24 protein-coding genes are annotated in these 26,244 nt (G+C 69.3%); 4 read left to right on the plus strand and 20 right to left on the minus strand.

What is annotated here, in order from left to right; all coding sequences use genetic code 11:
- Window positions 1-75 precede the first annotated feature (75 nt).
- Complete coding sequence (locus RIB45_RS14875) at window positions 76-2,118, plus strand: oxidoreductase (RefSeq protein ID WP_350051183.1); 2,043 nt, start codon at window positions 76-78, stop codon at window positions 2,116-2,118.
- Complete coding sequence (locus tag RIB45_RS14880; protein ID WP_350051185.1) at window positions 2,115-2,690, plus strand: PAS domain-containing protein; 576 nt, start codon at window positions 2,115-2,117, stop codon at window positions 2,688-2,690. The genes RIB45_RS14875 and RIB45_RS14880 overlap by 4 nt, the downstream gene beginning before the upstream one ends.
- Window positions 2,691-2,699: 9 nt before the next feature.
- Here RIB45_RS14880 and RIB45_RS14885 read toward each other — a convergent pair whose 3' ends face one another.
- The 6 genes from RIB45_RS14885 to RIB45_RS14910 form a co-directional block, all read right to left on the minus strand.
- On the minus strand, window positions 2,700-3,500 hold the full coding sequence (locus tag RIB45_RS14885; RefSeq protein WP_350051186.1) for a phytanoyl-CoA dioxygenase family protein: 801 nt from the start codon (window positions 3,498-3,500) through the stop codon (window positions 2,700-2,702).
- Between the two features lie 91 nt (window positions 3,501-3,591).
- Entirely contained in the window at window positions 3,592-4,500 is a 909-nt protein-coding gene (locus RIB45_RS14890; RefSeq protein ID WP_350051187.1) for a methylated-DNA--[protein]-cysteine S-methyltransferase, read from the minus strand.
- 140 nt (window positions 4,501-4,640) lie between these two features.
- Window positions 4,641-5,144 (minus strand): GNAT family N-acetyltransferase, encoded by a 504-nt coding sequence (locus RIB45_RS14895; RefSeq protein WP_350051188.1) that lies wholly within the window; start codon window positions 5,142-5,144, stop codon window positions 4,641-4,643.
- A gap of 88 nt (window positions 5,145-5,232) precedes the next feature.
- Window positions 5,233-6,036 carry a PhzF family phenazine biosynthesis protein gene (locus RIB45_RS14900; RefSeq protein WP_350051190.1) on the minus strand — a complete coding sequence of 268 codons (804 nt, stop codon included), beginning with the start codon at window positions 6,034-6,036 and terminating at the stop codon, window positions 5,233-5,235.
- Window positions 6,033-7,022 (minus strand): threonine dehydratase, encoded by a 990-nt coding sequence (locus tag RIB45_RS14905; RefSeq protein WP_350051191.1) that lies wholly within the window; start codon window positions 7,020-7,022, stop codon window positions 6,033-6,035. The genes RIB45_RS14900 and RIB45_RS14905 overlap by 4 nt, the downstream gene beginning before the upstream one ends.
- 235 nt (window positions 7,023-7,257) lie before the next feature.
- Window positions 7,258-7,539 (minus strand): DUF1127 domain-containing protein, encoded by a 282-nt coding sequence (locus RIB45_RS14910; RefSeq protein WP_350051193.1) that lies wholly within the window; start codon window positions 7,537-7,539, stop codon window positions 7,258-7,260.
- 122 nt (window positions 7,540-7,661) lie between these two features.
- Between RIB45_RS14910 and RIB45_RS14915 the strand changes: the two genes are divergently transcribed.
- Window positions 7,662-9,152 carry an aminotransferase-like domain-containing protein gene (locus RIB45_RS14915; protein ID WP_350051194.1) on the plus strand — a complete coding sequence of 497 codons (1,491 nt, stop codon included), beginning with the start codon at window positions 7,662-7,664 and terminating at the stop codon, window positions 9,150-9,152.
- Between the two features lie 31 nt (window positions 9,153-9,183).
- Here RIB45_RS14915 and glmM read toward each other — a convergent pair whose 3' ends face one another.
- Complete coding sequence (gene glmM / locus RIB45_RS14920; RefSeq protein ID WP_350051195.1) at window positions 9,184-10,548, minus strand: phosphoglucosamine mutase; 1,365 nt, start codon at window positions 10,546-10,548, stop codon at window positions 9,184-9,186.
- 210 nt (window positions 10,549-10,758) lie between these two features.
- Here glmM and RIB45_RS14925 point away from each other — a divergent pair, with 210 nt between their 5' ends.
- Window positions 10,759-12,603 carry an FAD-dependent oxidoreductase gene (locus RIB45_RS14925; RefSeq protein WP_350051196.1) on the plus strand — a complete coding sequence of 615 codons (1,845 nt, stop codon included), beginning with the start codon at window positions 10,759-10,761 and terminating at the stop codon, window positions 12,601-12,603.
- A gap of 221 nt (window positions 12,604-12,824) precedes the next feature.
- Here the strand turns inward: RIB45_RS14925 and ftsH are convergent, their stop codons facing one another.
- The 13 genes from ftsH to RIB45_RS14990 form a co-directional block, all read right to left on the minus strand.
- On the minus strand, window positions 12,825-14,774 hold the full coding sequence (gene ftsH, locus RIB45_RS14930) for an ATP-dependent zinc metalloprotease FtsH (protein ID WP_350051198.1): 1,950 nt from the start codon (window positions 14,772-14,774) through the stop codon (window positions 12,825-12,827).
- Window positions 14,775-15,039: 265 nt separating this feature from the next.
- The gene (tilS, locus tag RIB45_RS14935; protein ID WP_350051200.1) at window positions 15,040-16,392 is read right to left on the minus strand and encodes a tRNA lysidine(34) synthetase TilS; all 1,353 of its coding nucleotides are present in this window, start codon (window positions 16,390-16,392) and stop codon (window positions 15,040-15,042) included.
- Entirely contained in the window at window positions 16,389-17,603 is a 1,215-nt protein-coding gene (ybgF, locus tag RIB45_RS14940; protein ID WP_350051202.1) for a tol-pal system protein YbgF, read from the minus strand. The genes tilS and ybgF overlap by 4 nt, the downstream gene beginning before the upstream one ends.
- Window positions 17,604-17,867: 264 nt before the next feature.
- Window positions 17,868-18,395 carry a peptidoglycan-associated lipoprotein Pal gene (gene pal, locus RIB45_RS14945; protein ID WP_350051204.1) on the minus strand — a complete coding sequence of 176 codons (528 nt, stop codon included), beginning with the start codon at window positions 18,393-18,395 and terminating at the stop codon, window positions 17,868-17,870.
- A 423-nt stretch (window positions 18,396-18,818) separates the two neighbouring features.
- Window positions 18,819-20,237, minus strand: coding sequence for a Tol-Pal system beta propeller repeat protein TolB (gene tolB, locus RIB45_RS14950; RefSeq protein ID WP_350051206.1), 1,419 nt, complete (start codon window positions 20,235-20,237; stop codon window positions 18,819-18,821).
- Window positions 20,237-21,271, minus strand: a complete 1,035-nt coding sequence (gene tolA / locus RIB45_RS14955) for a cell envelope integrity protein TolA (protein ID WP_350051208.1) — start codon at window positions 21,269-21,271, stop codon at window positions 20,237-20,239. Before tolA ends, tolB begins: the two co-directional genes overlap by 1 nt.
- Before the next feature lie 58 nt (window positions 21,272-21,329).
- Window positions 21,330-21,797 (minus strand): protein TolR, encoded by a 468-nt coding sequence (gene tolR, locus RIB45_RS14960; protein WP_350051210.1) that lies wholly within the window; start codon window positions 21,795-21,797, stop codon window positions 21,330-21,332.
- A gap of 3 nt (window positions 21,798-21,800) precedes the next feature.
- Window positions 21,801-22,556, minus strand: a complete 756-nt coding sequence (gene tolQ / locus RIB45_RS14965) for a protein TolQ (protein WP_502882574.1) — start codon at window positions 22,554-22,556, stop codon at window positions 21,801-21,803.
- Window positions 22,557-22,606: 50 nt separating this feature from the next.
- A complete protein-coding gene (gene ybgC / locus RIB45_RS14970) occupies window positions 22,607-23,029 on the minus strand; it encodes a tol-pal system-associated acyl-CoA thioesterase (RefSeq protein WP_350051212.1) in 423 nt (140 codons plus the stop codon).
- Window positions 23,022-24,134: a Holliday junction branch migration DNA helicase RuvB gene (gene ruvB, locus RIB45_RS14975; protein WP_350051213.1), complete on the minus strand. Its 1,113-nt coding sequence runs from the start codon at window positions 24,132-24,134 to the stop codon at window positions 23,022-23,024. Before ruvB ends, ybgC begins: the two co-directional genes overlap by 8 nt.
- A complete protein-coding gene (ruvA, locus tag RIB45_RS14980) occupies window positions 24,131-24,781 on the minus strand; it encodes a Holliday junction branch migration protein RuvA (protein WP_350051214.1) in 651 nt (216 codons plus the stop codon). The genes ruvB and ruvA overlap by 4 nt, the downstream gene beginning before the upstream one ends.
- Complete coding sequence (ruvC, locus tag RIB45_RS14985; RefSeq protein WP_350051216.1) at window positions 24,778-25,338, minus strand: crossover junction endodeoxyribonuclease RuvC; 561 nt, start codon at window positions 25,336-25,338, stop codon at window positions 24,778-24,780. Before ruvC ends, ruvA begins: the two co-directional genes overlap by 4 nt.
- Before the next feature lie 25 nt (window positions 25,339-25,363).
- Window positions 25,364-26,113 carry a YebC/PmpR family DNA-binding transcriptional regulator gene (locus tag RIB45_RS14990; RefSeq protein ID WP_350051218.1) on the minus strand — a complete coding sequence of 250 codons (750 nt, stop codon included), beginning with the start codon at window positions 26,111-26,113 and terminating at the stop codon, window positions 25,364-25,366.
- Window positions 26,114-26,244 lie beyond the last annotated feature (131 nt).

The following is a 26,244-nucleotide window of genomic DNA, read 5'->3' on the forward strand; positions in this document are numbered from 1 at the left end:
AGGCCGGACGCCGACGCTTTGCGCCTGGGCGCGGGGTTTGCTCTACTCAGTCAGAACCAGCGACGAGGCGAGGCGATGGCGAGCACCGATCCCCTTCTCCAGCCCTATCGGCTGAAACATCTCACCTTACGCAACCGGATCATGTCGACGGCGCACGAGCCCGCCTATTCCGAGGACGGCCTTCCGACCGAGCGCTATCGTCTTTATCACGTGGAGAAGGCGAAGGGCGGCATTGCGCTGACCATGACCGCGGGCTCGGCCATCGTCTCGCCCGACAGTCCGCCCGCCTTCGGCAACCTGCACGCCTATCGCGATGAAATCGTCCCGCATCTCAAGCGCTTGGCGGAAGAATGCCAGGGGCACGGCGCGGCGGTGATGATCCAACTCACCCATCTCGGCCGGCGCACCAACTGGAACAAGGCGGACTGGCTGCCGGTCCTCGCCCCCAGCCCGGTGCGCGAGCCGGCCCACCGCGCCTTTCCCAAGACGATGGAGGATTGGGACATCGAGCGCATCGTCCGCGACTACGCCGCCGCGGCCGAGCGCATGCAGGCGGCCGGCTTGGACGGGATCGAGCTCGAGTGCTACGGCCATCTGATCGACGGCTTCTGGTCGCCGGCGACCAATTATCGCGAGGACGACTACGGCGGCTCGCTGGACAACCGCCTGCGCTTCGCCAAACGCGTCTTCGCCGCCATCCGCGAGGCGGTCGGTCCCGACTTCATCGTCGGCGCGCGCCTGGTCGCCGACGAGGATTGGGACAAAGGCCTGTCGCGCGCCGAGGGGGTGGAGATCTGCCGACGGCTGATCGCAACCGGTCATGTCGATTTCCTGAACCTGATCCGCGGCCATATCGAAACCGATGCGGCGCTCAGCCGGGTGATCCCGGTGCAGGGCATGCGCTCGGCTCCGCATCTGGATTTCGCGGGCGAGGTGCGGGCCGAGACGCGCTTCCCCGTCTTTCACGCCGCCCGCATCAACGACGTCGCGACCGCCCGCCATGCGATCGCGGAAGGCAAGCTCGACATGGTCGGCATGACCCGCGCGCACATCGCCGACCCGCATATTGCAAAGAAGGTGGCCGAAGGACGCGAGGCGCAAATCCGCCCCTGCGTCGGCGCGACCTACTGCCTCGATCGGATCTATGAGGGCGGCGAGGCCTTGTGCGTCCACAATCCTGCGACCGGCCGCGAGGCGACGATCCCGCAGGTGATCCCGAAAAGCGACGGCGCGGCCAAGAAGGTGGTCGTCGTCGGGGCCGGCCCTGCGGGCCTCGAAGCCGCACGGGTCGCAGGCGAGCGGGGTCACAAGGTCACGCTGTTCGAGGCGGCGGACGCGCCCGGCGGCCAGGTTCGCCTGCTGGCCCGCACCAAGCGGCGCAGCGAATTGATCGGCATCGCCGACTGGCGCGCGGCCGAGTGCGAGCGGCTCGGCGTCGAGATGCGGTTCAACACGCTGGCCGAGGCCCCGGACGTGCTGGCCGAGGCGCCGGACGTGGTGATCGTCGCGACCGGCGGCCTGCCGAACACGGACATCCTGCAGAGCGGCTCGGAGCTGGCGGTCAGCAGCTGGGACATCCTCTCCGGCGACGTGAAGCCCGGCGAGCGGGTGCTGCTCTATGACGACAACGGCCAGCATCCCGGCATGCAGGCGGCCGAGGCGATCGCGGAGAGCGGCGCGGCGCTCGAGATCGTCTCGCCCGAGCGCTTCTTCGCCCCGGACATGGGCGGCCTCAACCACGTCAAGTACGCCGAATGCTTCGCCGACCACGGCGTGCGCCTCACCATCAACAGCCGGGTCCTGAAGGTGGAGCGCGCCGGCAACGGCCTGGTCGCGACCATCGGCGGCGACTATTCCAGCCGCACGGAGGAGCGCGAGATCGACCAGCTGGTGGTGGAGCACGGCACTCTGCCGCTCGACGACCTCTATTTCGACCTGAAGGAAGGCTCGATCAACCGGGGAGAGGTCGACTACCCCGCCTTCACGGCCTTGAAGCCGCAGGAGATCGCGACCAACCCCGACGGCGCCTATCGCCTCTACCGCATCGGCGACGCGGTCGCGAGCCGCAACATCCACGCCGCAATCTACGAGGCGCTGCGGCTTTGCCTGCCGCTGTGACGGACGGAAGCGACAGGCGCCTCCGGCGGCTGAAGCCGCTTGACGCCGGCGCCCTCGCCCGGCTGCTCGACCGCGAAGGCGCGCCGCGGGATGCGGTCAGCCGCGGCGAGACGCGGGCCGTCCCGCTGGCCGACGCCGTCAGCGCCGCCAGGCTGGAGGAGGCGGCCGCGGAGCTCGACGCGCTCTCCTCCGGCGGCGTGATCGACTGGCGGCGCTTCGACGTGACGCGCTTCGCGGCCCTCATGCCCTCGCTCGCCTATCTCGACCGGATGGAGGGTGAGGACGGCGCGCCGGATTTCGTCTACCGCTTCGTCGGCGAGACGATTCAGCAGGTCGCCCGGCGCACCCTGCGCGGCGCGCGGATCAGCGACATTCTGGTGGGCGAGGCCCGCCGGTCGATCCTGGACGAGTACGCCGCCTGCCTGGACCAGCGCCGTCCGCGCGCCAGCATCGGGCGCGTCGTCGTCTCCGACATGACGTGGCTGCGTTACCTGCGCCTGCTGTATCCCGCGGCGACGGACGGGACGACGCCGGACCGGCTCCTACTGATCATGCTGTTCGCGGAAGGGTAAGCCTCCGCCTCAGGCGTCGTACCAATACTCGTCCGGATCGCCTGGGAAGACGCCCAGCATGGTCCCGTGCGCCTGATAGCCCATGAGGCGGCGGATGTTCTCGGGATAGCTGTCGGCGATCTCGCGCGGGACGGTGAGGTACTGGTTCTCCTCCTGGCGCAGCCAGCCGAGGCTGTAGGTGTTGATCAGGCCCGAGCGCGGCTTGTTCGAGTTGTTGGCGCCGCCGCCATGGACCGTCGCGCCCAGATAGAACAGCACCGAGCCCCGCGGCATCACCGCCTGGACGACGTCGCTTTCCGGGATCGTCTCCATCGGGCGCAGATCCTGGCTGCCGAGCACCACGCGGGTGGCCCCGTTCTCTTCCGTGAAGTCGTCGAGCGCCCACATCGCCGAGATCTGAAACTCCACCCCCGGAATGCGGTAGGGATAGAAGCTGTCGTCCCGGTGCAGCACCTGATGGCCTTCGCCCGGCGCGATCTCGATCGCGGTGGTGCTGCCTATGCGGTAGTTTTCGCAGTGCGGCCCCAGCACCGCGTCCGCCATCGCCATCACCCGGCGATGACCGATCAGATCGGCCGAGGCGCGCGAATACTGCAGCACGCCGCCAAGGCGCAGCGTCTTGTAGCCGTTGAAATCGTTTGCGAATTTCGGCCCCTCCTCCTCGAAGGGGGCGCGGAAATCGGCTTGGACCTGGTCCAGCAGATCGGCCGGCGCCTCGGCCTCGATGATGGCCGCGCCGGCGTTTTGCAGCGCTTCGGCCACAATCTCGTCCGCCGCGTCGGGGCTGAAGTAGGGCATGGTCTGGGTCATGGCTGAATCTCTATTCACTGAACGTATGTTCAATGAAATAGCGGATTACGCCGAACTTTGCAAGGCGCCGGCGCGGGACGGAGCCCCGTCCCTACGGGCTCGCCTGCGGATGCACGGCCAATCCCCGGCCCGCCGCCTCCGCGCCGAGCATCGCGACCTTGCGCGGCAACCCCCAGCGATAGCCGCCCAGCATGCCCGATTGCCGGATCACCCGGTGACAGGGGATCAACCAGCTGACCGGATTGGCGCCGACGGCGGTCCCCACCGCGCGCGCCGCGCCCGGCTTCATGCCGAGCGTCTCGGCAAGCCGTCCGTATGTGGTGAGGCCGGCGGGGGGCAGGCGCATCAGGGCCTCCCACACCTTCACCTGAAAGGGCGTGCCCTTCAGCAGCAGGCGAACCCGCGCGCCGTCGCCGTCGGCCGAAAAGATCCGGTCGAGCGTGGGGCGCACGGCGGCGGCGTCCTCCACCAGGCGCGCTTTAGGCCAGCGAGCGACCATATCCTCGAAGCACGCCTCCCGCCCGCGGGAATCGAGGAAGGCCACACCGCAGACGCCGCGCGCCGTCTCCATCAGCAGGGTCTCGCCGAACTGCGTCTCGGCCCATCCCCAGCGGATCGTCAACCCGTCGGCCAGACGCTTGTAGTCGCCCGGCGTCATGGCTTCGTAGGCGACGAACAGGTCGTGCAGCCGGCCCGGGCCGGACAGACCCGCCTCGAAGGCCGCGTCGAGCACGCTGTCGCGGGCGTCGAGCGCGGCCTTGGCCCGCTCTAACGTGACGAGCCCCATGAATTTCTTTGGGCTGAGGCCGACCCACCGGTGAAAGACGCGGCTGAAATGATGCTCAGACAGGCCGGCGCGCGCGGCGAGTTCGCCGAGGCTCGGCTGACGCTCGCCCCAGGTCTCGGCGATGAAGGAGAGCGCGTCGCCGATGAGGGCGTAGTGCGCGTGATCCTCCGACGTTTCGGGCCGGGCGGGGGCGTCGATCAGGCGATCGCTCATGGCGGCAGGGTCCTTCCTATCGAGGTGACGCGCTAGAGATACGCTCGCCGCCGCCGCCTCGCCACCCGGTTCTTGCGGCGGTCCGTCCGGTCTTCCCAGCGCCGAGTGCGCGCGCGGAACGCTCGCGCCGAACCGGCCCGTCACAGATCCAGGCGATAGAAATCCACGCCCTCCGGCGCGCCGTCGTAATAGCGCTGATAGCGTCGGAAACCGAGACCGCGGTAGAGCCCGATCGCACGCTCCATCCGCCCGCCGACCGTATCCAGCAGGAGCCGATCGAGGCCGCCGGTCCGCGCGCGCTCAATCGTCGCCTCGATCAACTTGGTGCCCAGCGAATGACCGCGGAAGTGAGGCCGCACGTAAAGACGTTTGATCTCGCCCGCCTCCGCCCCGTCGTTCACGTCGACCACCGGGCGCAGCGCGACGCAGCCCGCGATCGCGCCGTCGACCCGCGCGATCCAAAGGCCGCCCTTCGGGGGCGTATATGGACCCGGCAGCCCCTCCAGCTCGCGGTCGAAAGCCTCAAAGCACACGTCGTACTCCAACGCTTCGGCGTATTCGACGAAGAGCGTCTTGAGAAAAATCAGGCCGTCGCCGCCCTCAACCGGCGTGATCTCGACCGTCGCGGCGTCCTGATCGCTCATGACCCCAAGGCTCCTCGGCGAAGGCTGATGCGCGAATGAACCTTATCCTCTCCGATTCTCGTCGGCGCGGCCAGCGGCCGGGGCCGGCTCAGATCGAGATCTCACCGTGCAGATACCATTGCACCGCGCCTTCGATGCGCACCCGATCGCCCTCGACCGTGCAGGTCAGATCGCCGCCGCGGGCCGAGAGCTGACGGCAGTGGAGCCGACTCTCGCCGAGCCGCTGGGACCAGTAAGGGGCCACGGTGCAATGCGCAGAGCCCGTCACCGGGTCTTCATCGATCCCGGCGTGCGGGGCGAAGTAGCGGGAGGCGACATGGCACTGATCGCCCGGGGCCGTCACGATCAAGCCGTCGCCGGCGACCTTGGCCAACGCGCGGAAATCGGGCGAGACGGCCCGCACCGCCGCCTCGTCCGACAGCACGGCCATGTTCATCACGGCCTTCAGGAAGGCCGTCGGCTGCACGCCGCCGAGAATGTCGACCAGGTCCGGGGGCGGCTCCGCCGGGCGCGGCGGCTCCGCCGGGAAGTTCAGCGCATAACGCCCGGCCTCCACCCGTTCGACCTCCAGCAGGCCGCTCTTGCTCTTGAAGCGGATCGCCGCCCCCTCGAAGCCCGTCCTCTCGAAGAGCACGGCGGCCGTCGCAAGGGTCGCATGGCCGCAGAGCCGGACCTCGACAGTCGGGGTGAACCAGCGAATGTGGAAGTCATGGTCGGGATCGTCCGGCGTGGGCGCGACGAAGGCGGTCTCCGCCAGATTGTTCTCCAGCGCGATCGACTGCATCGCCTCGTCGGCCAGCCACGCGTCCAGCGGCACGACAGCGGCGGGATTGCCGGTAAACGGCGCCTCCGCGAAGGCGTCCAACTGGTAGATCGGCAGGGTCAGGCTCATATCTCGCTCTCCTCATGCGCGTCCGGTTCGAGCAACGCCTCGACGAAGAGCGCCCGATCGATGTTGCCGCCGGTCAGGATCACGCCGGCCTTGCGGCCCTGCAGGCGCGCGCGCTCCTGCATCAAGGCCGCCAGCGGCGCGGCCCCCGCGCCTTCGGCGACGGTGTGGCAGTCGTGATAGTAGGCGCGCATCGCCGCCCGGATTTCGGCGTCGGACACCGCGAGGATTCGCGCGGCGCCGGCCTGGATGATTTCGAACGCCTCGGGCACGGGCGTGCGGCAGGCCATGCCGTCCGCCATCGTCTCGGCGCTGTTCGTGGAGACCGGCCGGCACTGTTCGACGCTCAGTTTGTACATCGGCGCCCCCTCGGCGACGACTCCCACCACCTCGGTCTTGAGGCCGAGCGCGTCGCGCGCCGAGATCACCCCGCATATCCCGGAGCCGAGGCCGATCGGCACATAGACCGTCTCCAGATCGGGATGCGCGCCGAACAGCTCCATCGCGTAGCTGCCCACGCCCTGCATCAACAGGGGATGGAAGCTCGGCAGCATCATCAGCCCGTCTTCGGCCGCCCGCGCCTGGGCGTACTCCACCGCCTCCTGGAAATCCGCGCCGTGGACGATGAGCTCCGCCCCCTGCGCGCGCATCGCCGCGTTCTTCTCGCGGCTGTTGCCTTCGGGCACGACGACGACGGCGCGGACGCCTAGCGCCTTGGCTGCGGTCGCGATCGATTGGCCGTGATTGCCGCGTGTCGCGGTGATGACGCCGGCGCTCGTCCCGCAGCGCGCCGCGTGATCGCGCATATAGACCAGCCCGCCGCGGATCTTGAAGGCGCCGACCGGTGTGTGGTTCTCATGTTTGACGACGACGTCGACGCCGGTGCGCGCGGCCAGCAGCGGCCAACGATAGGCCGGCGTGGGGTCGAAATGCCCGTGCACCAGCGCCATCGCGGCTTCCAGCTCGGCGCGGGTTGCGGTGTGGGCCATGGGATCCTCCCGTCTCGACATCAGGGTCACGCGCGACTGTGCCGTGCGCTGTGTCGAAAAGAAAGGGGCGGCCCCGACGTCGTCCGCGCTGTTAGCACGCCGGGGCCGCCCCTACGCCCGCCCTTCCGGCCGGGGTTCCAGCGCCGGGCGAGCGGGGGTAAGGCGCTCGTCCGGCGGCGGCTCTGAAGAGCCCGGTCGACGCCCTTTGGGAGGCGCGCCGGCCGGGCCGGGGGCTTCAGGGACGCCAGAAGGGCTTGGCGATCTCGCTTTCGATCTCCGCCCGGCTCACCCCGATATCGCGCAACAGGCGCGCATCGAGCTCGCGAATATGGCTGCGGCTTTCCGCCCGCTCCTGCCAGCGGCGCAGCGCCGCCCACAGCATGGCGATCCAACCGACCGGCTGACGCGACCCGCGGAGCGCCGCGCGCTGCGCTGCGATCGACCCGGAGCGATCCGATCCCGCCAAAAACGCGGCCTGCGACCCGAACGATCCGGGCTTTGTCTTGATTGTAGGCATACAATCTTTCCTTATACCCAGATTGAGACCCGATTGTCTCGAACCAATGTATAAATCTCTTGTTCAGGCGGTTTCAATTGATACATTGTCACCATGACAATTTTTCCGAAAAAGGGCTTCGCATGAATGACGCCGCACCGGCCGATCCCGCCGACTGGACCCCCGACCTGTCGCACGCGCCCGGGCCGAAATACGCGGCCATCGCCGACCGCCTGGCGGCGGACGTGCGCGACGGGCGGCTGTCCGAAGGCGCGAAACTGCCGCCGCAACGCGATCTCGCCTGGCGCCTTGGCGTCACGGTCGGCACCGTGACCCGCGCCTATCAGGAGGCGGAGCGCCGCGGCCTGATCGGCGGCGAAGTCGGACGCGGCACCTTCGTGCGCCCGCGCGCCGCGCGCTTCCAGGCGATGCTGGGGGATCCCGGCGCCGCGTCCGCGACGCCCGGCCCCGGCAACCCTTGGGCGGCGGGCGACCCCGCGATCGAGGATTCGATCGAAGGGCCGGAAGCCGGTCCGATCCCGCTGCAGTCGAACGTGCCGCCGCCGGCGTCCGAGGGGCGGCTTTTTCGCAGCACGCTTGCCGCCATGGCCGAAGCCCCGGGAATGGGCGATCTCCTGACCTATCATCCGAAGAACGCCGCCGCGCGCTTCCGCCGCGCCGGCGTCGACTGGCTGAGCCGGCGCGGGGTCGAGGTCCTGGAGGAGGATTTGGCGCTCACCGCCGGCGCCCATAACGGGCTGGCGGCGACCTTCGCCACGGTCCTGAAGCCCGGCCAGAAGGTGCTGGCCGAGGCGCTCGCCTATCCGGGGATCAAGACGGTGGCGAAGCTGCTCGACCTGGAGCTCGTCCCCGGGACGATCGACGCGTACGGGTTGACAGTCGACGCCGTCGCCACGGCCGCCGCCGCCGGGCGGATCGACGCCGTCTACATCGTCCCCACGCTGCAGAACCCGACCAACGCCGTCATGCCGGAAGAGCGGCGCATCGAGATCGCCGGTCTGTGCGAACGCTACGAAATCCCGCTAATCGAAGACGACATCTGCGGCCTGTTCCCGGCCGATGCGCCGCGGCCTGCGACGGTCCACGCACCCAAGATGGGCTATCTCGTCACCTCGCTCTCCAAGACCTTGGCGCCGGGCTTGCGCATCGGCTTCGTGAAGACCCCGCACCGTATGCGCGACTACGTCGCCGCCTCGGTCCGGGCAAGCACCTGGATGGCCTCGCCGATCACGGCGGAAATCGCGGCGCGCTGGATCGAAGGCGGCGGCGCGGACGCGATCCTGGAGGAGCGGCGCGCGGCGTTGGCGCGCCGACGGGCGGTCGCCACCGAAATCTTCGAAGGGTGCGACTACGCCATGCCGGAAGGAGCGCTGCATCTCTGGCTCACCCTGCCGCCGCATTGGCGCGCCAGCCAATTCGTCGCCGCCGCGGCGGCCCAGGACGTGATGCTGACCGCCGCCCACGCCTTCACCATCGGCGACGCCCCCTCCCCCGGCGCGGTGCGCGTGTGCCTGGGCGGACCGCGCGCGGAAGAACGCCTGGTCCAGGGTCTGACGCGCCTGCGCCGCATCCTGGACGAACAGGACCCGCTGGCCGAAGCGGAAGTGATGTGAGGGCGGGGTGATGTAAGGCGGCGGCGCGCCGTCAGGCCGACGCGCCGACCCGTTCGATCGCCGCGGCGACGTCGCCGATGACGGCGTCGATCAAGGCGCGGTCGTCGGCTTCCGCCATCACGCGGATCACCGGCTCGGTCCCCGACGGCCGGATGACGAGGCGCCCGGCCTCGCCCAGCCGGTCGGCGCCCGCTTCGATCGCCTGCTTGACGGCGGCGTCGTCGAGCGGCCGGCTGCCGCGCTCGAACCGGACATTGTGCAGGCGTTGAGGGACCGGCTCGAACTGCCGGCCCAGCGCGCTCATCGGCAGGCCGCCGGCGACCATCACCGCCAACACCTGGAGGGCCGCCACCAGCCCGTCGCCGGTGGTGCCGTAGTCGCCGAGCACGATGTGCCCGGATTGCTCTCCGCCCAGGTTGGAGCCGCCTTCGCGCATCGCCTCCACCACATAGCGATCGCCGACCTTCGTGCGGCGCAGCCCGACGCCGCGATCGGCCAGGAAGCGCTCCAGCCCCAGGTTCGACATGACGGTCGCCACCACGGGTCCGCGCAACCGCCCGGCTTCGGCCCAGCTCCGCGCGATCAGCGCCATCAGCTGGTCGCCGTCGACGATGGAGCCATGTTCGTCGCACACGATCAGCCGGTCCGCGTCGCCGTCGAGCGCGAGGCCGAGATCGGCGCCGTGGGCGACCACCCGCTCGCACATCGCATCCGGGGCCGTGGCGCCGCAATCGCGGTTGATATTGGCCCCGTCGGGCTGAACGGCGATTGGAATCACCTCCGCGCCGAGTTCGTGGAAGACCACGGGCGCCACGCGATAGGCCGCGCCGTGCGCGCAGTCGACGACGATCTTCAGCCCGTCGAGACGCAGCGATTTCGGGAAGGTCGCCTTCACGAATTCGATGTAGCGGCCGGGCGCGTCCTCCAACCGCTTGGCGCGGCCGAGCGCGTGCGGCTCCGCCGGCGCGGCCGGCGCGCCGTCGTCGAGGCCGTCGTCCATCATGCGCTCGATCGCCGCCTCGGTTTCGTCGTTCAGCTTGTAGCCGTCGGGGCCGAAGAGCTTGATGCCGTTGTCCTGATAGGGATTGTGCGAGGCGGAGATCATCACCCCCAGATCGGCGCGCAGCGAGCCCGTCAGCATCGCGACCGCCGGCGTCGGCAGCGGCCCCAGCAACATCACGTCCATGCCCATGGAAATGAAGCCGGCGGTCAGCGCCGGTTCCAGCATATAGCCGGAGAGCCGGGTGTCCTTGCCGATGACCACGCGGTGCCGGTGATCGCCGCGGCGGAACTGCGCGCCGGCCGCGACGGCCAGCCGCAGCGCCACCTCCGGCGTGATCGGCCAGCAGTTCGCCGTGCCCCGCATGCCGTCGGTTCCGAAATATTTTCGCGTCATGCCAACCGCTCCGTGCTGCAGTCCCCTCTATGCGCCGGAGTCGCCGATGATTCAAGGCGTTGCGGGCGCGCGCGGCGGAGGCGGGCGCAGCCGACGCTCGGTCTTTATTCGTGTTTTTCGATTATCATTTTTATTATACTCTTTTTACGTGCTTTACGAAACTGACGCCGTGCAACGCTCTGCACGCTGACAAAGGGGAGGATCGCCGCCATGGTCTATCAGGTTCCGCCGCGCAAGGACGGGCCGCGCGCGCTCGCCGCGTCCGCCGAGAAGACCTACTACAGCTACGTCGACACCCCGGGCTTCTCGTACGCCCATTGGATGGACTCCTGCGACGGCCCGATCGGCGCCGTCGATCCCGCCTCCGCCGAGAAGGCGGCCGTGATCGGGGCCGGTCTGGCCGGTCTGGCGGCGACTTACGAACTGCTGCGCGCCGGCGTCGACGTCACCCTGTTCGAGGCGAGCGATCGGATCGGTGGGCGCCTCTACTCCAAAAGTTTCTTCGACGATTCCAAAGATCTGGCGGAGCTCGGCGCCATGCGCTTCCCGCCCTCGGAGGAGTTGCTGTTCCGCTACATCGATCAGTTCGGGATCCGCACCACCCCCGACTTCCCCGATCCCGGCGCGGTGGAGACGCTGGTTTCTTATCAGGGTGATCAGTACACATTCACCAACAAGCGCGATCAGAACGTGCCGGAGCCCTTCAAGGCGCTCTCCCACGCGTGGGGCGCCTTCCTCAAGGACGGCGCGTCCGTGGCGATCGCCGACGCGGAGGGCCGGGAGCGGACCGTCACGCTCGCCCCGCCGGACAAGATCGCCGCCGCGCTGACCTTTACGAGCGCCATGGAGAAGCATGAGGCGGAGGTCGATCCGGTCGCGGCCTGGAAGACCTATATCGAGGTCTTCGCCAACAAGAGCCTCTATGACGGGCTGATGCTGATCTTCAGCGGGCCGAACCCGCCGGGCGGCAAGCCGTGGGCCGTGCCGGACGATTACGAGCGCTTCGCGGCGCTGGGCGCCGGCTTCGGCGGCTTCGGGCCGCTCTACCAAGTGGGTTTCCTCGACATCCTGCGCCTGATGGTGAACGGGCTGGAGACCGACCAGCGCTTCATCCCCGGCGGCGTCCATCAGATCGCCCAGCATCTCTATGAGGCGGCGGTGACGCCGCCCGGCGGCGCCGCAACCTCGGTCCAGGCGCACACCCATCTCAACAGCCGCTGCACCGGGATCTATCTCGCCGACGGGGGCGGCCGCCTCGTGCTGTTGGGAGAGGACGGCGCGCCGCTGCCGGACGGGCCCTACGGGCGCGTCATCATGGCGACGACCCATCGCTCGATGGAGATCGACGGCAAGCTCGGCCTGTTCAACGGCTTCGAGGATCCCCAGCACGGCGCGCTCTCGCCCGGCCTGGAGACGCAGCCCGCCGCCGGCGTCTGCGATCTGCACATCATGAACTCCAGCAAGGTCTTCCTGCGGACCGAGACCCAGTTCTGGAAGACCCTAAAGGAGCCCGTGCGCTGCATCCTGAGCGACACGCTCTCCACCAATCTCTACACCCTCGACTACCACGAGACGACGGGCGTGGTTCTGGTCTCCTACGTCTGGGGCGATCAGTCGATCAAGCAGCTGACCTTCCAGGACAAGAGGGCGCGGCTCGAGATGCTGCGCGCGGCGCTGGCGCCCGTGGCGCCCGACTTCGCGCGCGAACTGCACCCGAAGGACGGCGACTATGAGGCCAACGTCCAGATGATCGATTGGGAGCTGGAGCCCGGCTATTTCGGCGCCTTCAAGCTGAACCGCCCCGGACAGAACCACTATGTCCAGGACCTCTTCTTCGACTTCCAGAAAGTGAAGAACGACCCGCAGACGGCCCGCGTCTTCGTCGCCGGCGACAGCGTGTCCTGGGTCGGCGGCTGGACCGAAGGCGCGCTGCAGACCGCAATGAACGCGGCCGTCGGCGTGCTGGCGGCGATGGGCGGCAAGGTCTTCGGCGGCGCGAAGACCCCCCTCACCCTCGACGCCGACCTCTACGACTACACCAACCGGCAGGCGTGAGGGGGGTGATCGCCGAAGGTTCGACCGCCGGCGCCTCGCCGCACCATCCCCTCACCCTTCCCTTATAAAGTGGGCGAGCGGTATTCCTCTTCTCCCTCTCCCCTTCAGAGGGGAGGGGGTCGGGGTGAGGCGCTGCAAGTCCGACCGCCGGCGCTCGCAAGAAAAAAGGCCCGATCCGCTGAGGATCGGGCCTTTCTCGCATCGTCGCAGACGGGGCGGGGTCAGGCCGGCCCCGGCTCCGGGTCGGGGTCGGGGCCGATCGGGCGGGAGCCGCCGCCGTCCTTGCCCTTTTCGCCCTTCGAGGTCGTCGGGACCGACGAGCGCGCGCCGGCGCCGCCGGTCGGGCCGCCCGCATCCTCCTCGCGATGGATGGGCTCGCCCTTGATGACCTTCTTGACCTCTTCGCCCGACAGCGTCTCGTAGTCGAGCAGCGCCTGAGCGAGCTTGTGCAGTTCGTCCTCGTGGTCGCGCAGGGTCTGATAGCAGCGCTTCTCCGCCTCCTCGGTGATACGGCGGATCTCCTCGTCGATGATCTGCGCCGTCTTCTCCGAGATGTTCTGCTGGCGCGCGACCGAGTGGCCGAGGAACACCTCGTCCTGGTTCTCGTTGTAGCGCAGCCGGCCGAGCTTCTGCGACATGCCGTATTCGGTGACCATGGCGCGGGCCATGTTGGTCGCCTGCTGGATGTCGTTGGAGGCGCCGGTGGTGACGTTCTCCGGCCCGAAGATGATATCCTCGGCCGCGCGGCCGCCGTACATCATGGCGAGCCGCGCCTCCATCTCCATCTTCTTGTAGCCGAGGCGGTCGCGCTCCGGCAGGTTCATCGTCACGCCGAGCGCGCGCCCGCGCGGGATGATCGTCACCTTGTGCAGCGGATCGTTGCCGTCGATATAGATGCCGACCAGCGCGTGGCCCGCCTCGTGATAGGCGGTAAGCTTCTTCTCGTCCTCGGTCATCACCATCGAGCGGCGCTCGGCCCCCATCAGGACCTTGTCCTTGGCGTCCTCCAACTCCTTCATCGAGACCACGCGCCGGTTGCGCCGGGCGGCCATCAGCGCCGCCTCGTTCACCAGATTGGCGAGATCCGCGCCGGAGAAGCCGGGCGTGCCGCGGGCGATCACCTTCGGCTCCACATCCGGCGCCAGCGGCACCTTGGAGAGATGGACGCGCAGGATCTTCTCGCGGCCGACGATGTCGGGGTTGGGGACGACGACCTGACGGTCGAAGCGGCCCGGGCGCAGCAGCGCCGGGTCGAGCACGTCCGGGCGGTTGGTGGCCGCAATGATGATCACGCCCTCATTCGCCTCGAAGCCGTCCATCTCGACCAGCATCTGGTTCAGCGTCTGCTCGCGCTCGTCATTGCCGCCGCCGAGGCCGGCGCCGCGATGACGGCCGACCGCGTCCAGCTCGTCGATGAAGATGATGCAGGGCGCGTTCTTCTTGCCCTGCTCGAACATGTCGCGCACGCGGCTGGCGCCGACGCCCACGAACATCTCGACGAAGTCGGAGCCGGAGATCGTGAAGAAGGGCACGTTGGCTTCGCCCGCGACGGCGCGCGCGGTCAGCGTCTTACCGGTGCCGGGCGGACCGACCAGCAGCACGCCCTTCGGAATCTTGCCGCCGAGGCGCTGGAACTTGGACGGGTCGCGCAGATACTCGACCACCTCCTGCAGCTCCTGCTTGGCCTCGTCGATGCCGGCCACGTCGTCGAACATGACGCGGCCCTTCTGCTCGGTCAGCAGCTTGGCCTTCGACTTGCCGAAGCCCATCGCCTTGCCGCCGCCGCCCTGCATCTGACGGAACAGGAAGATCCAGACCGCGATCAACAGCAGGATCGGCAGCATGGAGATCAGCAGCTGCACGAAGAAGCTGTTCCCCTCCGGCTCGCGCGCCTGGATCATCACGTTGTTGGACTGCAGCTTCTCGATCAGGCCGGGGTCGTTCGGCGCGTAGGTGCTGAACTGGCGGCCGGATTGCAGGTGGCCGGTGATGCGGTTGCCCTCAATCGTCACGTCCTTGACGTCGCCGCTCTCCACGTCGCTCAAGAACTGGGAGTAGGGCGTCTGCTGCGCCTGGGTCGGGCCGGAGCCGCCCTGGAAGACGTTGAACAGGAACACCATCAAGACGATGATGATGATCCAGAGCGCCAGATTTCTGCCGAAGAAGTTCACGAGCCAAAGCCTCTCGTCGTTCGAACCGGGGCGTTGTCGTCAAGCTACGCTCGAAGGAGCGTCTCGCCCGGATCATGGGGCGCGCGCCGCCGCCGCGCGCCGTCAAAACAGTCTCGCCCCCAGCCGCCTGCAGCGGACCCTCGCATTAAACGCGTTTCAGGCCCCTGCGTCCAGCGAAGCGGCCCGGCGACGCCCGTTCGGACGGCGCGCCGCCGGCGCTCAAGGTAAATAGGGCCGCCCGCCGCCTGAGAAAAGAGCGCCGGCCTCAGCAATTCACGCGCACCGCTTCCGGCCCGGCGAAGCGCAGCGCGAGAACCGCCGGACAATCGACCGGCGGGGCGAGATGCGGCGCGCCGAGCGGCTCGGCCGCGGCCTCTCCCGCCGCGAGCGGCTCCTCGCGCCGCCACACCGCCGGCAAGCAGAGCCTGACCGGGCCGGGAAGCGCCGCACCCGCCCGGGCTGCGGCGGGATTCCGGCGGCGCAGATGCGACCACCCGTCGCGGCCGAGCGCGCGGACTTCCAGACGCGGATCGGCGCACGCGAAGCGCAGGGCGAACCGGCCGTCCCACAACAGCTGCGGGGCCAATGCCGCGCGCTCGGTGACCTGGGCCGGCTCGCGGTGGATCAACAGGCGCCCGTCGCGTCGCGGCGCGATCCGCACCCCGGCTAGAGTGCGCCCGCCGCCGATCGAGCCTGCGCCCAGCGCGCCGTAGAGCCGCTCCAACCGCTCCAGGCGCGGCGGATAGACCTGGCCGCCGACCCGGCGGATCAGGCCCGCCAGCGCCCTGAGGCCGATTTCCTCCGGCGCGCGCAGCAGGGCCTCGCGATCGAGCGTCGCGAAGCCGGCGGCGTCGAACGCGGCGGCGGCGTCGACGAGCCGGGCCGCCTCCCCCTCCAGCGCCGCGCGGGCGCGCGCCATGCGCCCCGCCGTGTCCGCCAGCCGTCGCGGCGTTAATCCGAGCGCCGCCAAATCGTCCGCCCGCTCGCGCACACGTACGCGGGCGAAGCGCGGATCGCAGTTGCTGGGATCGTCGACCGATTGAAGTCCCGCCGCCGCAACTGTCGCGGTCAGCCGCGCCTTCGGGATATCCAAAAGCGGCCTGACGACGCGCACGCCGCCCCAATCCAGCGCCGGCGCCATCGCGGCCAGGCCGTCGACGCCGCTGCCGCGCGCAAGGCGCAGCAGGAACGTCTCCGCCTGGTCCTCAAGATGATGGGCGAGCGCGAGAACGCCGAGGCCCGCCTCCGCGCAAGCGGCGAGCAGCAGGCGATAGCGCAGCCGGCGCGCCCACCCCTGCACGTCGCTGGCGGGCGGTGCGGCGCCGGGGTCGCGCAGCACCGCGGCGCTCACCCTGGCGCGCTCGAGCCGCGCGCGCACGCTCTCGGCCTCGGCGGCGGCCTCTGGGCGCAGCCCGTGATCGACGATGAAGGCCTTCAGGGGCGCGCCGCGTGCCTGCGCCCAGTCGCGCGCCAACAGCGCCAGCGCCAAGCTGTCCGGCCCGCCGGAACAGGCGACCGCCAACCCGACGGGGGGGCCTGCCGCCGGCAGGCAGGCGGCGAGCGCATTCCCGAACTGCGCGGGATCGACGGGACCAGGGCGCGCGGCCGCGGAGGTCACGAGCAACCGAGCTTTTCGGCCTCCGACCGGCCGGTGGACAGGATTCGCTCGCTCGCGTTTCCGTCCTGCGCCAGCGTCGAGAAGGCCTGGCAGGCGGCGTCCTGCTTGCCGAGCGCGCCGAGCGACATGGCGAGCTTCAAGAGGCTGTGGCTCGCCTTGTCGTTCTGCGGATAGCCGGTGTAGGCGTCGAGGAAGGTGGCGGCCGCGTCCCGGTAGTTCTCCCGCGCGTAATAGGTTTCGCCCAGCCAATACATCGCATTGCCCGCAAGCCCGCTGTCGCCGTGCTTGTCGACGAAGCTGCGCATCGCCTGCTCGGCGGCGGCGAAATCACGTTTGCGCAGCAAGGAGAAGGCGTAGTCGTACTGTTCCTGGACCGTACCGTCCGGCAAGACGCCGCTTGGCGCGGCCGCGGTCGCTTCGGCCCCTGACACCGAGCCGGGCTGGGGCGGCGGCTGCGGCGCGCTCGGGGCGGCCGCCTGCTGCGGGCTCGACCCGTCGGACAAGGCGGCGTCCTCCCGCCGCGGCGCGATCTCGGCGCCGACGACCTCGCCCTCGGCGTTGGTGCGCAGCGTGCCAAGCGTCTGCGGCGCGTCGGCGCCGCTCTCTTGCGTCGTCCCGGCGGAGGAGATCACGGTCGTGCCCTGCTGGTCGCCCGCGGCCGTCCGGCCGCCTGAGGCCGACGGCTGAACGCCGGATGCGCCGGCCGAGGCGGTCCCCGCGGCCTGGCTGGTCTGCACGCCGAGTCCCGCCTGCCGCTCCAGGCGCTGCAGTCGAAAATCGATATCGGAGGAGAGCTTCTCCAAACGCTGATCCACCTGGCGCGCGCGGAACTCCGCCTGCTCGACCCGTCCGGTCAGGTCGCGCATCTCGCGCTCCAAGCGCTGCATTTTGACCTGCAGACGACCGGCGACGTCGGTCGGCATCGCCTCGCCCTGGGGTGGGGTCGGCGCGCCGGCGCCCTCGCCCGTCGGCGCCGGCGGCTGGCCTTCACCGCGATAGATGTAGCGCTGCAGATCGCGCAGATCACGCTTCAGGATCTCCATCTCGCGCGACAGATCGCTTTGCGCCGCGGCCGGACCGGCGGGCGTCGACAGGAGCGTCGCCCCCAAGACGATCGCCCCGGCGATCGGCGCAAGCGCCCCGGCGAACGCCGCCGCAAGGCGGCGGCGACGGATTGAAGCGCGAAGACGGGAGGAGGAGGTAGCGAACATCAGCACTCTCGGGTCGGCTCTGTTTCGGGTCGGCTCTGTTTCGGATCGGCGCGTCGCGGCGCGGGCTGGACGCGGCGGCCGCCCGGTCGGGGCGGCGAGCCGGCGGCGCCCGCCTGCAGCGGATAGCGCCGATTTTTGTCGACACTAAGGCGTCTGTCGAGGCCCAGACGCCGGCCGGCGTGCGACGCGGACGGGGCCGGACAGCAAAACGGCCGGTCTTCCGCTCGGGAAGACCGGCCGCAAAGCAGACGCGTCAGAAGGCGCTTACGAGGCGGCGCCGCTGACGATGTCGGTCACGGCGCGACGGTTCTGCGCCCAGGCGGCCTCGGTCGAGCCCGCGACGGCCGGCCGCTCCTTGCCGTAGGAGATGGTGCGCAGGCGGTTCGCGTCGACGCCCTGGCTGACCAAGTACTCCTTAACCGAATTGGCCCGACGCTCGCCGAGCGCGAGGTTGTACTCGCGCGTGCCGCGCTCGTCCGCATGGCCTTCGATCACGATCTGGACCGAGCGGTGCTGCTGCAGCCAGGCCGCCTGACGATCCAGCGTAGCGCGCGCCGACGAGGACAGCTCCGAGCTGTCGAAGGCGAAGAAGACGCGGTCGCCGACTTCGGTGATGAACTCTTCCTCCGAACCGGGGACCACGGACGGCTGCGCCGAGCCGGTGTCGGTCGTGGTGGTCTGGGTGGTCTGGGTCGTCCCCTGACCGCTGGTATCCGCCGTCTCCTCGGGTTCCGAGGCGCAGGCGGCGACCAGGGTCAACGCCGCCAGCAGGCTGATCATCTTAACGCGCATAGAAGCACCCCCTAAAGGTGGGTCGGCGCACGCTGCGCCGCCCGTCAGTCGTGGACACGCCCGCGATCCGTCGCGACCGTCGCAGTCGCGTGTCGTCGCAAGCTCTCCGACCGGTTCGGCCGAAACCTGCACCGGAGCGGCCCCAAGCGCCGCCTTGCCTGTCCGCGCGAACTGAGCGCCCAGTCGTTGCGGCGACGCTTTCGTCGACCGGATCGGTCGAAGGCAGCATCGCCGAGCGCTTGGCTTCATGATCGCGCGTCGCAAGGCGACGCGCCCGGAACACCGCCTGTTCCCGGTAGATTAGTTTAAGCATGCAGATTTTCGAATATCAACAGAAACCGCGATGAAATCGCCGTGAATTGCAGCGGATTTTCCCGACTTTCGACCGGTTTCCACTTGCGGCGTTTCGCGCCGTCCGCCCCGTTACGGATTGAGCGGCGACCAGGCCGGATCGGAGGCGTCGCCGGGCGTCACCACTTCGCGGAGATTATAGCCGGTCAGATCGATTGAGAACAGCGTGCTGCTCCCCTGCTCCCCGCGGGTCTCGCGGAAGAACATCAGCACCCGGCCGTTCGGCGCCCAGGTCGGTCCTTCATTGTGGTAGCCGCCGACCAGTAGGCGCTCCCCGGTCCCGTCGGGCCGCATCACGCCGATGAAGAACTCGCCGCGATGCAGTTTGGTGAAGGCGATCAGATCGCCGCGCGGCGACCAGACGGGCGTTGCGTACCGCCCTTCGCCGAAGCTGATGCGATGCAGGTCCGAACCGTCGACGTTCATCACGTAGATCTGCTGCGAGCCGCCGCGGTCCGATTCGAAGGTGATGCGCTCCCCGTCGGGCGCGAAGGAAGGGGCGGTGTCGATTCCGGGGTGGTCGGTCAGCCGACGCGGCGTGCGCGTGCGCAAATCCATCAGATAGATGTCGGAATTGCCGGCCTCGGCGTGGCTCATGATCACCGAATTGCCGTCGGGCGAGAAGCGCGGCGCGAAGGTCATGCCGTCGAACGCGCCCAGCACCTCCTGCCGACCGGTGCGGATGTTGAAGAGATAAACCCGCGGCGTGTTGTTGAAGTAGCTGAGATAGGTGATCTCCTGCCGCGCGGGTGAAAAGCGCGGGGTCAGCGCCATGGCGCGGCCGTCGGTCAGGAAGCGGTGATTGGCGCCGTCCTGGTCCATGATGGCGAGCCGGCGCGTCCGGTCGATCTTCGGCCCGCTTTCGGCGACGTAGACGATGCGGGTGTCGAAATAGCCCTGTTCGCCGGTGATCCGCTGGTAGATCGCGTCGGCGATGATGTGGGCGACGCGCCGCCAATGCGGCTGCTCCGTCTGGTAGGCGCGGCCCAGCATCTGCGCCTCGGCGAAGACGTCCCACAGGCGAAACTCGACGCGCACGCGCCCGTCCGGCTTCAGTTCGACCGAGCCGTTTACCAGCGCCTGGGCGTTGATCACGCGCCAGTCGGAGAAGCGCGGACGCACCTTCATGCTGGCGGCCGTCTGGATGAAGGCGCGCCTGTCGATTGGGGCGAACAGCCCGGAGCGCTCCAGATCCGCCGTTATCACGCTCGCAATATCGCGCCCGATGCCGGCCTCGTCCTCGCTGACCCCGAAGAACTCGGTGACGGCGATGGGCAGCGGCTCGATGTTGCCGCGGGTGATGTCGATGCGCACCTCGCCCGCCGCCGGCGCAATAGGCAGCCCGCCGACCGCCAGCGCTCCGGCGCCGCCCAGCAGCCCGACCGCGCCGCGGCGAGTGATCGCCCGGCGCGACGCGCGTGCGACGAGCGCGTCGCCCTCCGTCGCCGGCGCGTCGAGCGCCAGGGTCTCGATCCCGGAATCCTTATGCATCAGCCGAGCATCTCCCGCGGGTTGAAAGTGAAAATGATCGAGTTCCAAACATCATATTTGTCCGGCGGCAGTTTTAAAGGACTGCAACGCGGGTTGAGCACCGCGCGCAGCGCGCTCTCCGCCGCCGCCCGCCAGAACGGATCGGAAGCCTTCTCAGGATTGACCAACTCGGCCGCGCTGACCGTCCGGTCGGGGCGCACGGCGACCCGCACCTCGATCACCAGATCCTCCGCCTCCCGCGCGCCGGCCGGGACCGCCCAACAGCCGGCGATCTGCTGGCGCACGGCGTCCAACTCGCTGGGATTAAGCGCGCCTGTCGCCCGGACCGCGCTTTGCGGCGGGCTGGGCTGCCGCTCGCTGCGGGCCAAAGCCTCCTTGACCGCGTCCTGCAGCGACGTCTGCGGCGCCTCCGGCTCCGGATCCGGCTCCTGCGCCGGCGGCTGGGGCTGCGGCGCCTCCTCCTCCAGCTCGCGCTCGAGGTCCTTCAAAAGCGAGGCGAAATTCTGCTGCGGCGGCGGCGGTTTGGGCTTAACCCTCGGCGTCGGCGGGGTCGGCTGAGCCTCCTGCTCCGGTTCAGGCTCAGGCTCAGGCTCCGGTTCAGGCTCGGGCTGCGGCTCCGGTTCAGGCTCAGGCTGCGGCTCCGGTTCAGGCTCGGGCTGCGGCTCCGGGACCGGCTCCGGCTGGGGTTCGGGGACGGGCTCGGGCGGCGGCTCGGGCGCCGGGGGCGGCTCGGGCGCCGGGGGCGGCTCGGGCGCCGGCGGCGGCTCGGGCGCCGGCGGCGGCTCCGGCGCCGGCGGCGGCTCGGGCTCGGGCTCGGGCTCAGGTTCAGGTTCAGGCTCAGGCGCGGGGGGTTCGTCGGCCTGCGGCTCCTCGGTGCGGGTCTGCAGGGCGGCCAGCTGTTCCTCGCTGACCACCTCGACGTCGACCATCGCCCCGGTCGGCTCCAATTCGATCGCCTCACGCGGCACAACGACGTAGGCGGCGAGAACGACGCCCGCATGCAGAGCCACAGAGAAGACCAGACCGCCGCGCATCCCTCGCCTACATCACCCTTCTAGCGACCCTTCTAGAGCCTACGGACCAGCCGTCACGTTACTGGCCGGATACGCCTTCTTCTTGTCCCGGCAGCCGCGCCAGCAGCGCGACCTTGCTGAAGCCGGCGGCGCTCAACTGGCCCATGACCTCCATGACCCGGCCGTACCGGATCTGACTGTCCCCGCGCACGAAGATGCGGACGTCCGGATTGTTTCCGGTCACCGCGCGCAACCGGGCGATCAGGTTGGCCTCCTCGATCGCCGTCTCCTGAATGTAGACCACGCCCTCGCGGTCGACGGTGAGCACGAGCGGCTCTTCCGCGTCGTTCAAGCTCGCCGCGCGCGTCTCCGGCAGATCGACCGGCACGCCCACCGTCAGAAGCGGCGCGGTCACCATGAAGACGATCAGCAGCACCAGCATGACATCCACGAAAGGTGTCACGTTTATGTCCGACATCGGGCGATAGCGCGTTCGGTTGAAGCGCGATCCGCCGCCGCCGGACGGTCCCATCAGGCCGCCGGCCATGGCTCAGCCCTCCTCGTCAAGCTGGCGCGAGATGATGGCGCTGAACTCGCCCGCGAAGGCCTCCAGCCGCCCGGCGTAGCGCGACAGATCGTTTGAGATCTTGTTGTAGGCGACAGTGGCCGGGATCGCCGCGACAAGGCCGAGGGCGGTGGCGAACAGCGCCTCCGCGATGCCCGGCGCGACCACCGCAAGGCTGGTCTGCTTCGTCGCCGCGATCGCGGTGAAGCTGTTCATGATGCCCCAGACGGTGCCGAACAGGCCGATGAACGGGGCGGACGATCCGACGGAGGCCAGGAAGGGCAGCCATTTCTCCAACCGCTCCACCTCGCGCGCCAGCGTCACCTGCATGACGCGTTCGATGCGCTGCTGCAGGCCGGCCGCGCTCTCCCGGGCGTAGCCGCGCGCAGCCGAGCGCTGCCATTCGCGCATCGCGGATGAGAAGACCGAGCTCATCGGATCGGCCGGATACTGCCCGACCCGATTGTAGAGATCGTCGAGCGACCCGCCCGACCAGAAGGCGTCCTCGAACCGCCCGGCGAGACGCTGCAGTTTCCGCATGCGGGTCAACTTGTCGAAGATCACCGCCCACGACCAGATTGACATCAGCACCAGCAGAACCATCACGCTTTTGACGACCCAGTCGGCGCGCAGGAAGAGGCTCAGCATGGTGAGCTCGGGCTGGGAGGCGTCGCCCCCCATCATGATCGTGTCGATCACGCCCTCCGCGCCCTCCGTCGCCCCTGTGGCATCCTGTTCCATGATCTCTCCGTCTCCGTTCGGCTGGTCGGATGGGTGGGTCTCTCGCGCCGTCAGGCTTCGAGCGGGGCGACGGCGCGCATCGCCGCCGCCAGCGGGTCGGGCAGCCGCTTCGGCCGCCCGTGCCGATCGATCAACGCGACGTGGATCTCGACGTCGGCGACAAGCGCCCCGTCGCGCAGTATTTTTTGCCGCATCTCGACGCTGGCGCCGCGGATGCGCGCGATCTCGGTCTCAACGATAAGGGCGTCGTCCAACACCGCGGGCTTCACGAAATCCAACGTACAGCGCCGCACCGCGAAGCCGGCCCCGTACTCTTGCATCAGGTTCGCATGCTCGAAGCCGGCCTCGCGCAGCAGTTCGGTGCGCCCGCGCTCGGCGTATTTCAGGTAATTCGAGTGATAGACGATGCCGCCGGCGTCAGTGTCCTCGTAATACACCCGCACGGGCAGGCGGTGCGGGGCGCGGTCAGCCATCGCCGTCCCCTCCCCCTTCTTTCGCCGCGCCCGCCTTGGCCAGCATGTCGAGCTGCGCCGTCACCGCGGCCGGCGGCTCCAGCCCGATATAGCGCCAGCCCGGCGGGGTCAGCATGCGCCCGCGCGGGGTGCGTTGAACCAGACCCTGCTGAATCAGAAACGGCTCGACCACTTCCTCCAGCACGTCGCGCTCGTTGCCAAGCGCCGCCGCAAGGGTCTCCGCGCCGACGGGGCCGCCGCCGTAATTCTCGGCCACGCAACGCATGTAGCGCCGGTCCATCGCGTCGAGTCCGCGCCGATCGACGTCGAGGCGCAGCAGCGCCTTGTCGGCCGCGCCGGCGTCAACCTGCGTCGCGCCGTCGACGGCGGCGAAGTCGCGCACGCGACGCAGCAGCCGGTTGGCGACCCGCGGCGTCCCGCGGGAGCGTTTGGCGACCTCGCGCGCGCCGTCGTCCGCCAAAACCATGCCGAGGATGCGCGCCGCGCGGCTGACGATCTCGGTCAGCTCGTCCTCGGTGTAGAAATTCATGTGAAGCGGAATGCCGAACCGCTCGCGCAACGGCGTGGTGATGAGGCCGGCCCGCGTCGTCGCCCCGATAAGGGTGAAGGGCGGCAGATCGATCCGGACCGATCGGGCCGCCGGCCCCTCCCCGATGATGAGATCGAGCTGAAAATCCTCCATCGCCGGATAGAGGATCTCCTCCACCGCCGGAGAGAGGCGGTGGATCTCGTCAATGAACAGCACGTCGCGCGGCTGCAGGTTGGTCAAGAGCGCCGCCAGATCCCCGGCCTTGGCGATCACCGGCCCGGAGGTGGCGCGAAAGCCGACGCCCAGCTCCTGCGAGACGATCTGGGCCAGCGTCGTCTTGCCGAGGCCGGGCGGGCCGTAGAACAGCGTGTGGTCCATCGCCTCGCCGCGCTGACGTGCGGCGGCGACGAAGACGCCGAGATTCTCCTTCACCGCCCCCTGGCCGATGAACTCGCCCAGGCTGAGCGGGCGCACGCCCTCGCGCGCCTCCTCGCGATCCTCCGGTCGCTCCTGCGGAGAGACCGCGCGATCGTCCGGCGCCGGACCGGGCGCGTAACCGTCCGCCGCCGGGCTCACTGCGAAAGCTCCTTCAAGCCCGCGCGGATCAACTGGGCCGCGTCAGCGCCGCCCTCGATCCCGCGCGCCGCCTTGGCGACCGCCGTGAAGGCCTCGGAGCGGCCGTAGCCGAGATTGACCAACGCAGAGACCGCGTCCTCGCGGGCGCCGGGATCGACGCCCTCGCCCGCCTCCGTGCCGCCGCCGCCGGGGGCCGCGGCGGTCGTCCCCGCGCCGGAGAGCGCCGCGCCGGGGCCGAGGGCGATGGAGCCCGCCTTGTCCTTTAATTCCGAGACGATGCGCTGGGCGAGCTTAGGCCCCACCCCGTTGGCGCGCGCGACCGCCGCCTTGTCCTGGGCGGCGACCGCCTGGCTGAGCTGATCGGGCGTGAGCACGGAGAGGATCGCGAGCGCGACCCGCGCGCCGACCCCCTGAACGGTCGTCAGCGCCCGAAACCAGTCGCGCTCCGCCCGTTCGGCGAAGCCGTAGAGATGGATGTGATCCTCGCGGACATGCGTTTCGATGTCGAGCGACGCGGCCCCGCCCGGCACCGGCAGGCGCGAAAGCGTGCGCGCCGAACAGAAGACCAGGTAGCCGACGCCGCCCACGTCCAGGATGACGCCGTCCTCGTCGCCCGATTCGACCAGGCCTTTCAGCTTCGCGATCATCGCCGCCCCGTCCGAAAGGCGCCGGCCGGGATCGGTCGGCCGGCGGCGAATTGCGTCGTCGGCCCGCCCCCTGCGCTCCAGGCGCGCATGCTGGATCCGTGGTGGCCGTGACAGATCGCGACGGCCAGCGCGTCGGCGGCGTCCTCGCTGCCCGGGTCGGCGCCCGGCAGCAGCGTGCGCACCATGACGCCGATCTGATCCTTGGTGGCGGAGCCGGTCCCGACGACGGCTTGCTTCACACTCTTCGCCGCATATTCGGCGACGCGCAAGCCGGCCAGCGCCGGCGCCAACAGCACCACGCCGCGGGCGTGGCCCAATTTCAGCGTCGTGCCGGGATTCTTGTTGAGAAAGGTCTCCTCGACCGCCGCTTCCTCCGGGGCGAAGCGCTTGAGCACGCTCATCAGCTCGTCATGCAGCGCCTTCAGCCGATCGGCCATGGGCAGGCTGTCCGGCGGATCGACCACGCCGCAGGCGACATAGGAGAGGTGCGAGCCGTTCATCTCGATGACGCCCCAGCCGGTGTGCCTGAGCCCCGGGTCCAGTCCGATGATGCGCATGCGCTTTCCGCCCGTCCAACCCGGCTCAGCCGGCCAACCGCTCCAACTCCGCCTCGGGAATGTCGTAGTTGGCCCAGACGTTCTGCGTGTCGTCATAATCGTCGAGCGCGTCGAGCAGCTTCATCAGCGTCTCCGCCGCCTCGCCTTCGACCGGGGAGAGATTCTTCGGCTTCCAGATCAGGCGCACCGTCTCGGCCTCGCCGAACGTCTCCTGCAAGGCGGCCGAAACGTCGCCGAGATCGTCGGCCTGACAGGCCGCGACATGGCCGTCCTCATCGGACTCCACATCCTCGGCGCCGGCTTCCAACGCGCCTTCGAACATCGCCTCGGCGCTGGCGGCCTCGGCCTTGTAACGCACTTCGCCCATGCGCTCGAACATGAAGGCGACGGAGCCGGTCTCGCCCATGTTCCCGCCGTTCTTGTTGAAGATGGAGCGGATGTCGGCGGCCGAACGGTTGCGGTTGTCGGTCAGGACGTCGACGATGATGGCGACGCCGCCGGGACCGTAGCCCTCGTAGCGGATCTCCTCATAGTCCGTGCCTTCGCCGCCGCCGGCGCCCTTTTGGATCGCCCGTTCGATATTGTCCTTCGGCATCGACTGGGCGCGCGCGGCCTGCACGGCCAGGCGCAGGCGCGGGTTCACCGCCGGATCGGGGTCGCCCATCTTGGCCGCGACCATGATCTCCTTCGAGAGCCGTGCGAACAGCTGGGCGCGCTTTTTGTCCTGCGCGCCTTTGCGATGCATGATGTTCTTGAATTTGGAATGTCCCGCCATGGCGATCTCGTCCTAACAGGTCTTTACTGCAGCCGGGTCGGCCGACATGAGGCGGGCGCCCGCACTGAAACTCGGAGGCCGCCCACCAAGTTTTGCGGCGACCGGTTGATCATAGCCGATATGTTGTGTCC

The sequence above is a fragment of the Marivibrio sp. genome (assembly GCF_040218065.1).
Lineage (GTDB): Bacteria > Pseudomonadota > Alphaproteobacteria > UBA8366 > Aestuariispiraceae > Marivibrio.

Bases quoted from the DNA above. Each gene is read 5' to 3' on its own strand.
- RIB45_RS14875 (WP_350051183.1), top strand. From the start codon at position 76: ATGGCGAGCACCGATCCCCTTCTCCAGCCCTATCGGCTGAAACATCTC.
- RIB45_RS14885 (WP_350051186.1), bottom strand. From the start codon at position 3,500: ATGACCCAGACCATGCCCTACTTCAGCCCCGACGCGGCGGACGAGATT.
- RIB45_RS14890 (WP_350051187.1), bottom strand. From the start codon at position 4,500: ATGAGCGATCGCCTGATCGACGCCCCCGCCCGGCCCGAAACGTCGGAG.
- RIB45_RS14895 (WP_350051188.1), bottom strand. From the start codon at position 5,144: ATGAGCGATCAGGACGCCGCGACGGTCGAGATCACGCCGGTTGAGGGC.
- RIB45_RS14900 (WP_350051190.1), bottom strand. From the start codon at position 6,036: ATGAGCCTGACCCTGCCGATCTACCAGTTGGACGCCTTCGCGGAGGCG.
- RIB45_RS14905 (WP_350051191.1), bottom strand. From the start codon at position 7,022: ATGGCCCACACCGCAACCCGCGCCGAGCTGGAAGCCGCGATGGCGCTG.
- RIB45_RS14910 (WP_350051193.1), bottom strand. From the start codon at position 7,539: ATGCCTACAATCAAGACAAAGCCCGGATCGTTCGGGTCGCAGGCCGCG.
- RIB45_RS14915 (WP_350051194.1), top strand. From the start codon at position 7,662: ATGAATGACGCCGCACCGGCCGATCCCGCCGACTGGACCCCCGACCTG.
- glmM (WP_350051195.1), bottom strand. From the start codon at position 10,548: ATGACGCGAAAATATTTCGGAACCGACGGCATGCGGGGCACGGCGAAC.
- RIB45_RS14925 (WP_350051196.1), top strand. From the start codon at position 10,759: ATGGTCTATCAGGTTCCGCCGCGCAAGGACGGGCCGCGCGCGCTCGCC.
- ybgF (WP_350051202.1), bottom strand. From the start codon at position 17,603: ATGTTCGCTACCTCCTCCTCCCGTCTTCGCGCTTCAATCCGTCGCCGC.
- pal (WP_350051204.1), bottom strand. From the start codon at position 18,395: ATGCGCGTTAAGATGATCAGCCTGCTGGCGGCGTTGACCCTGGTCGCC.
- tolB (WP_350051206.1), bottom strand. From the start codon at position 20,237: ATGCATAAGGATTCCGGGATCGAGACCCTGGCGCTCGACGCGCCGGCG.
- tolA (WP_350051208.1), bottom strand. From the start codon at position 21,271: ATGCGCGGCGGTCTGGTCTTCTCTGTGGCTCTGCATGCGGGCGTCGTT.
- tolR (WP_350051210.1), bottom strand. From the start codon at position 21,797: ATGGCCGGCGGCCTGATGGGACCGTCCGGCGGCGGCGGATCGCGCTTC.
- tolQ (WP_502882574.1), bottom strand. From the start codon at position 22,556: ATGGAACAGGATGCCACAGGGGCGACGGAGGGCGCGGAGGGCGTGATC.
- ybgC (WP_350051212.1), bottom strand. From the start codon at position 23,029: ATGGCTGACCGCGCCCCGCACCGCCTGCCCGTGCGGGTGTATTACGAG.
- ruvA (WP_350051214.1), bottom strand. From the start codon at position 24,781: ATGATCGCGAAGCTGAAAGGCCTGGTCGAATCGGGCGACGAGGACGGC.
- ruvC (WP_350051216.1), bottom strand. From the start codon at position 25,338: ATGCGCATCATCGGACTGGACCCGGGGCTCAGGCACACCGGCTGGGGC.
- RIB45_RS14990 (WP_350051218.1), bottom strand. From the start codon at position 26,113: ATGGCGGGACATTCCAAATTCAAGAACATCATGCATCGCAAAGGCGCG.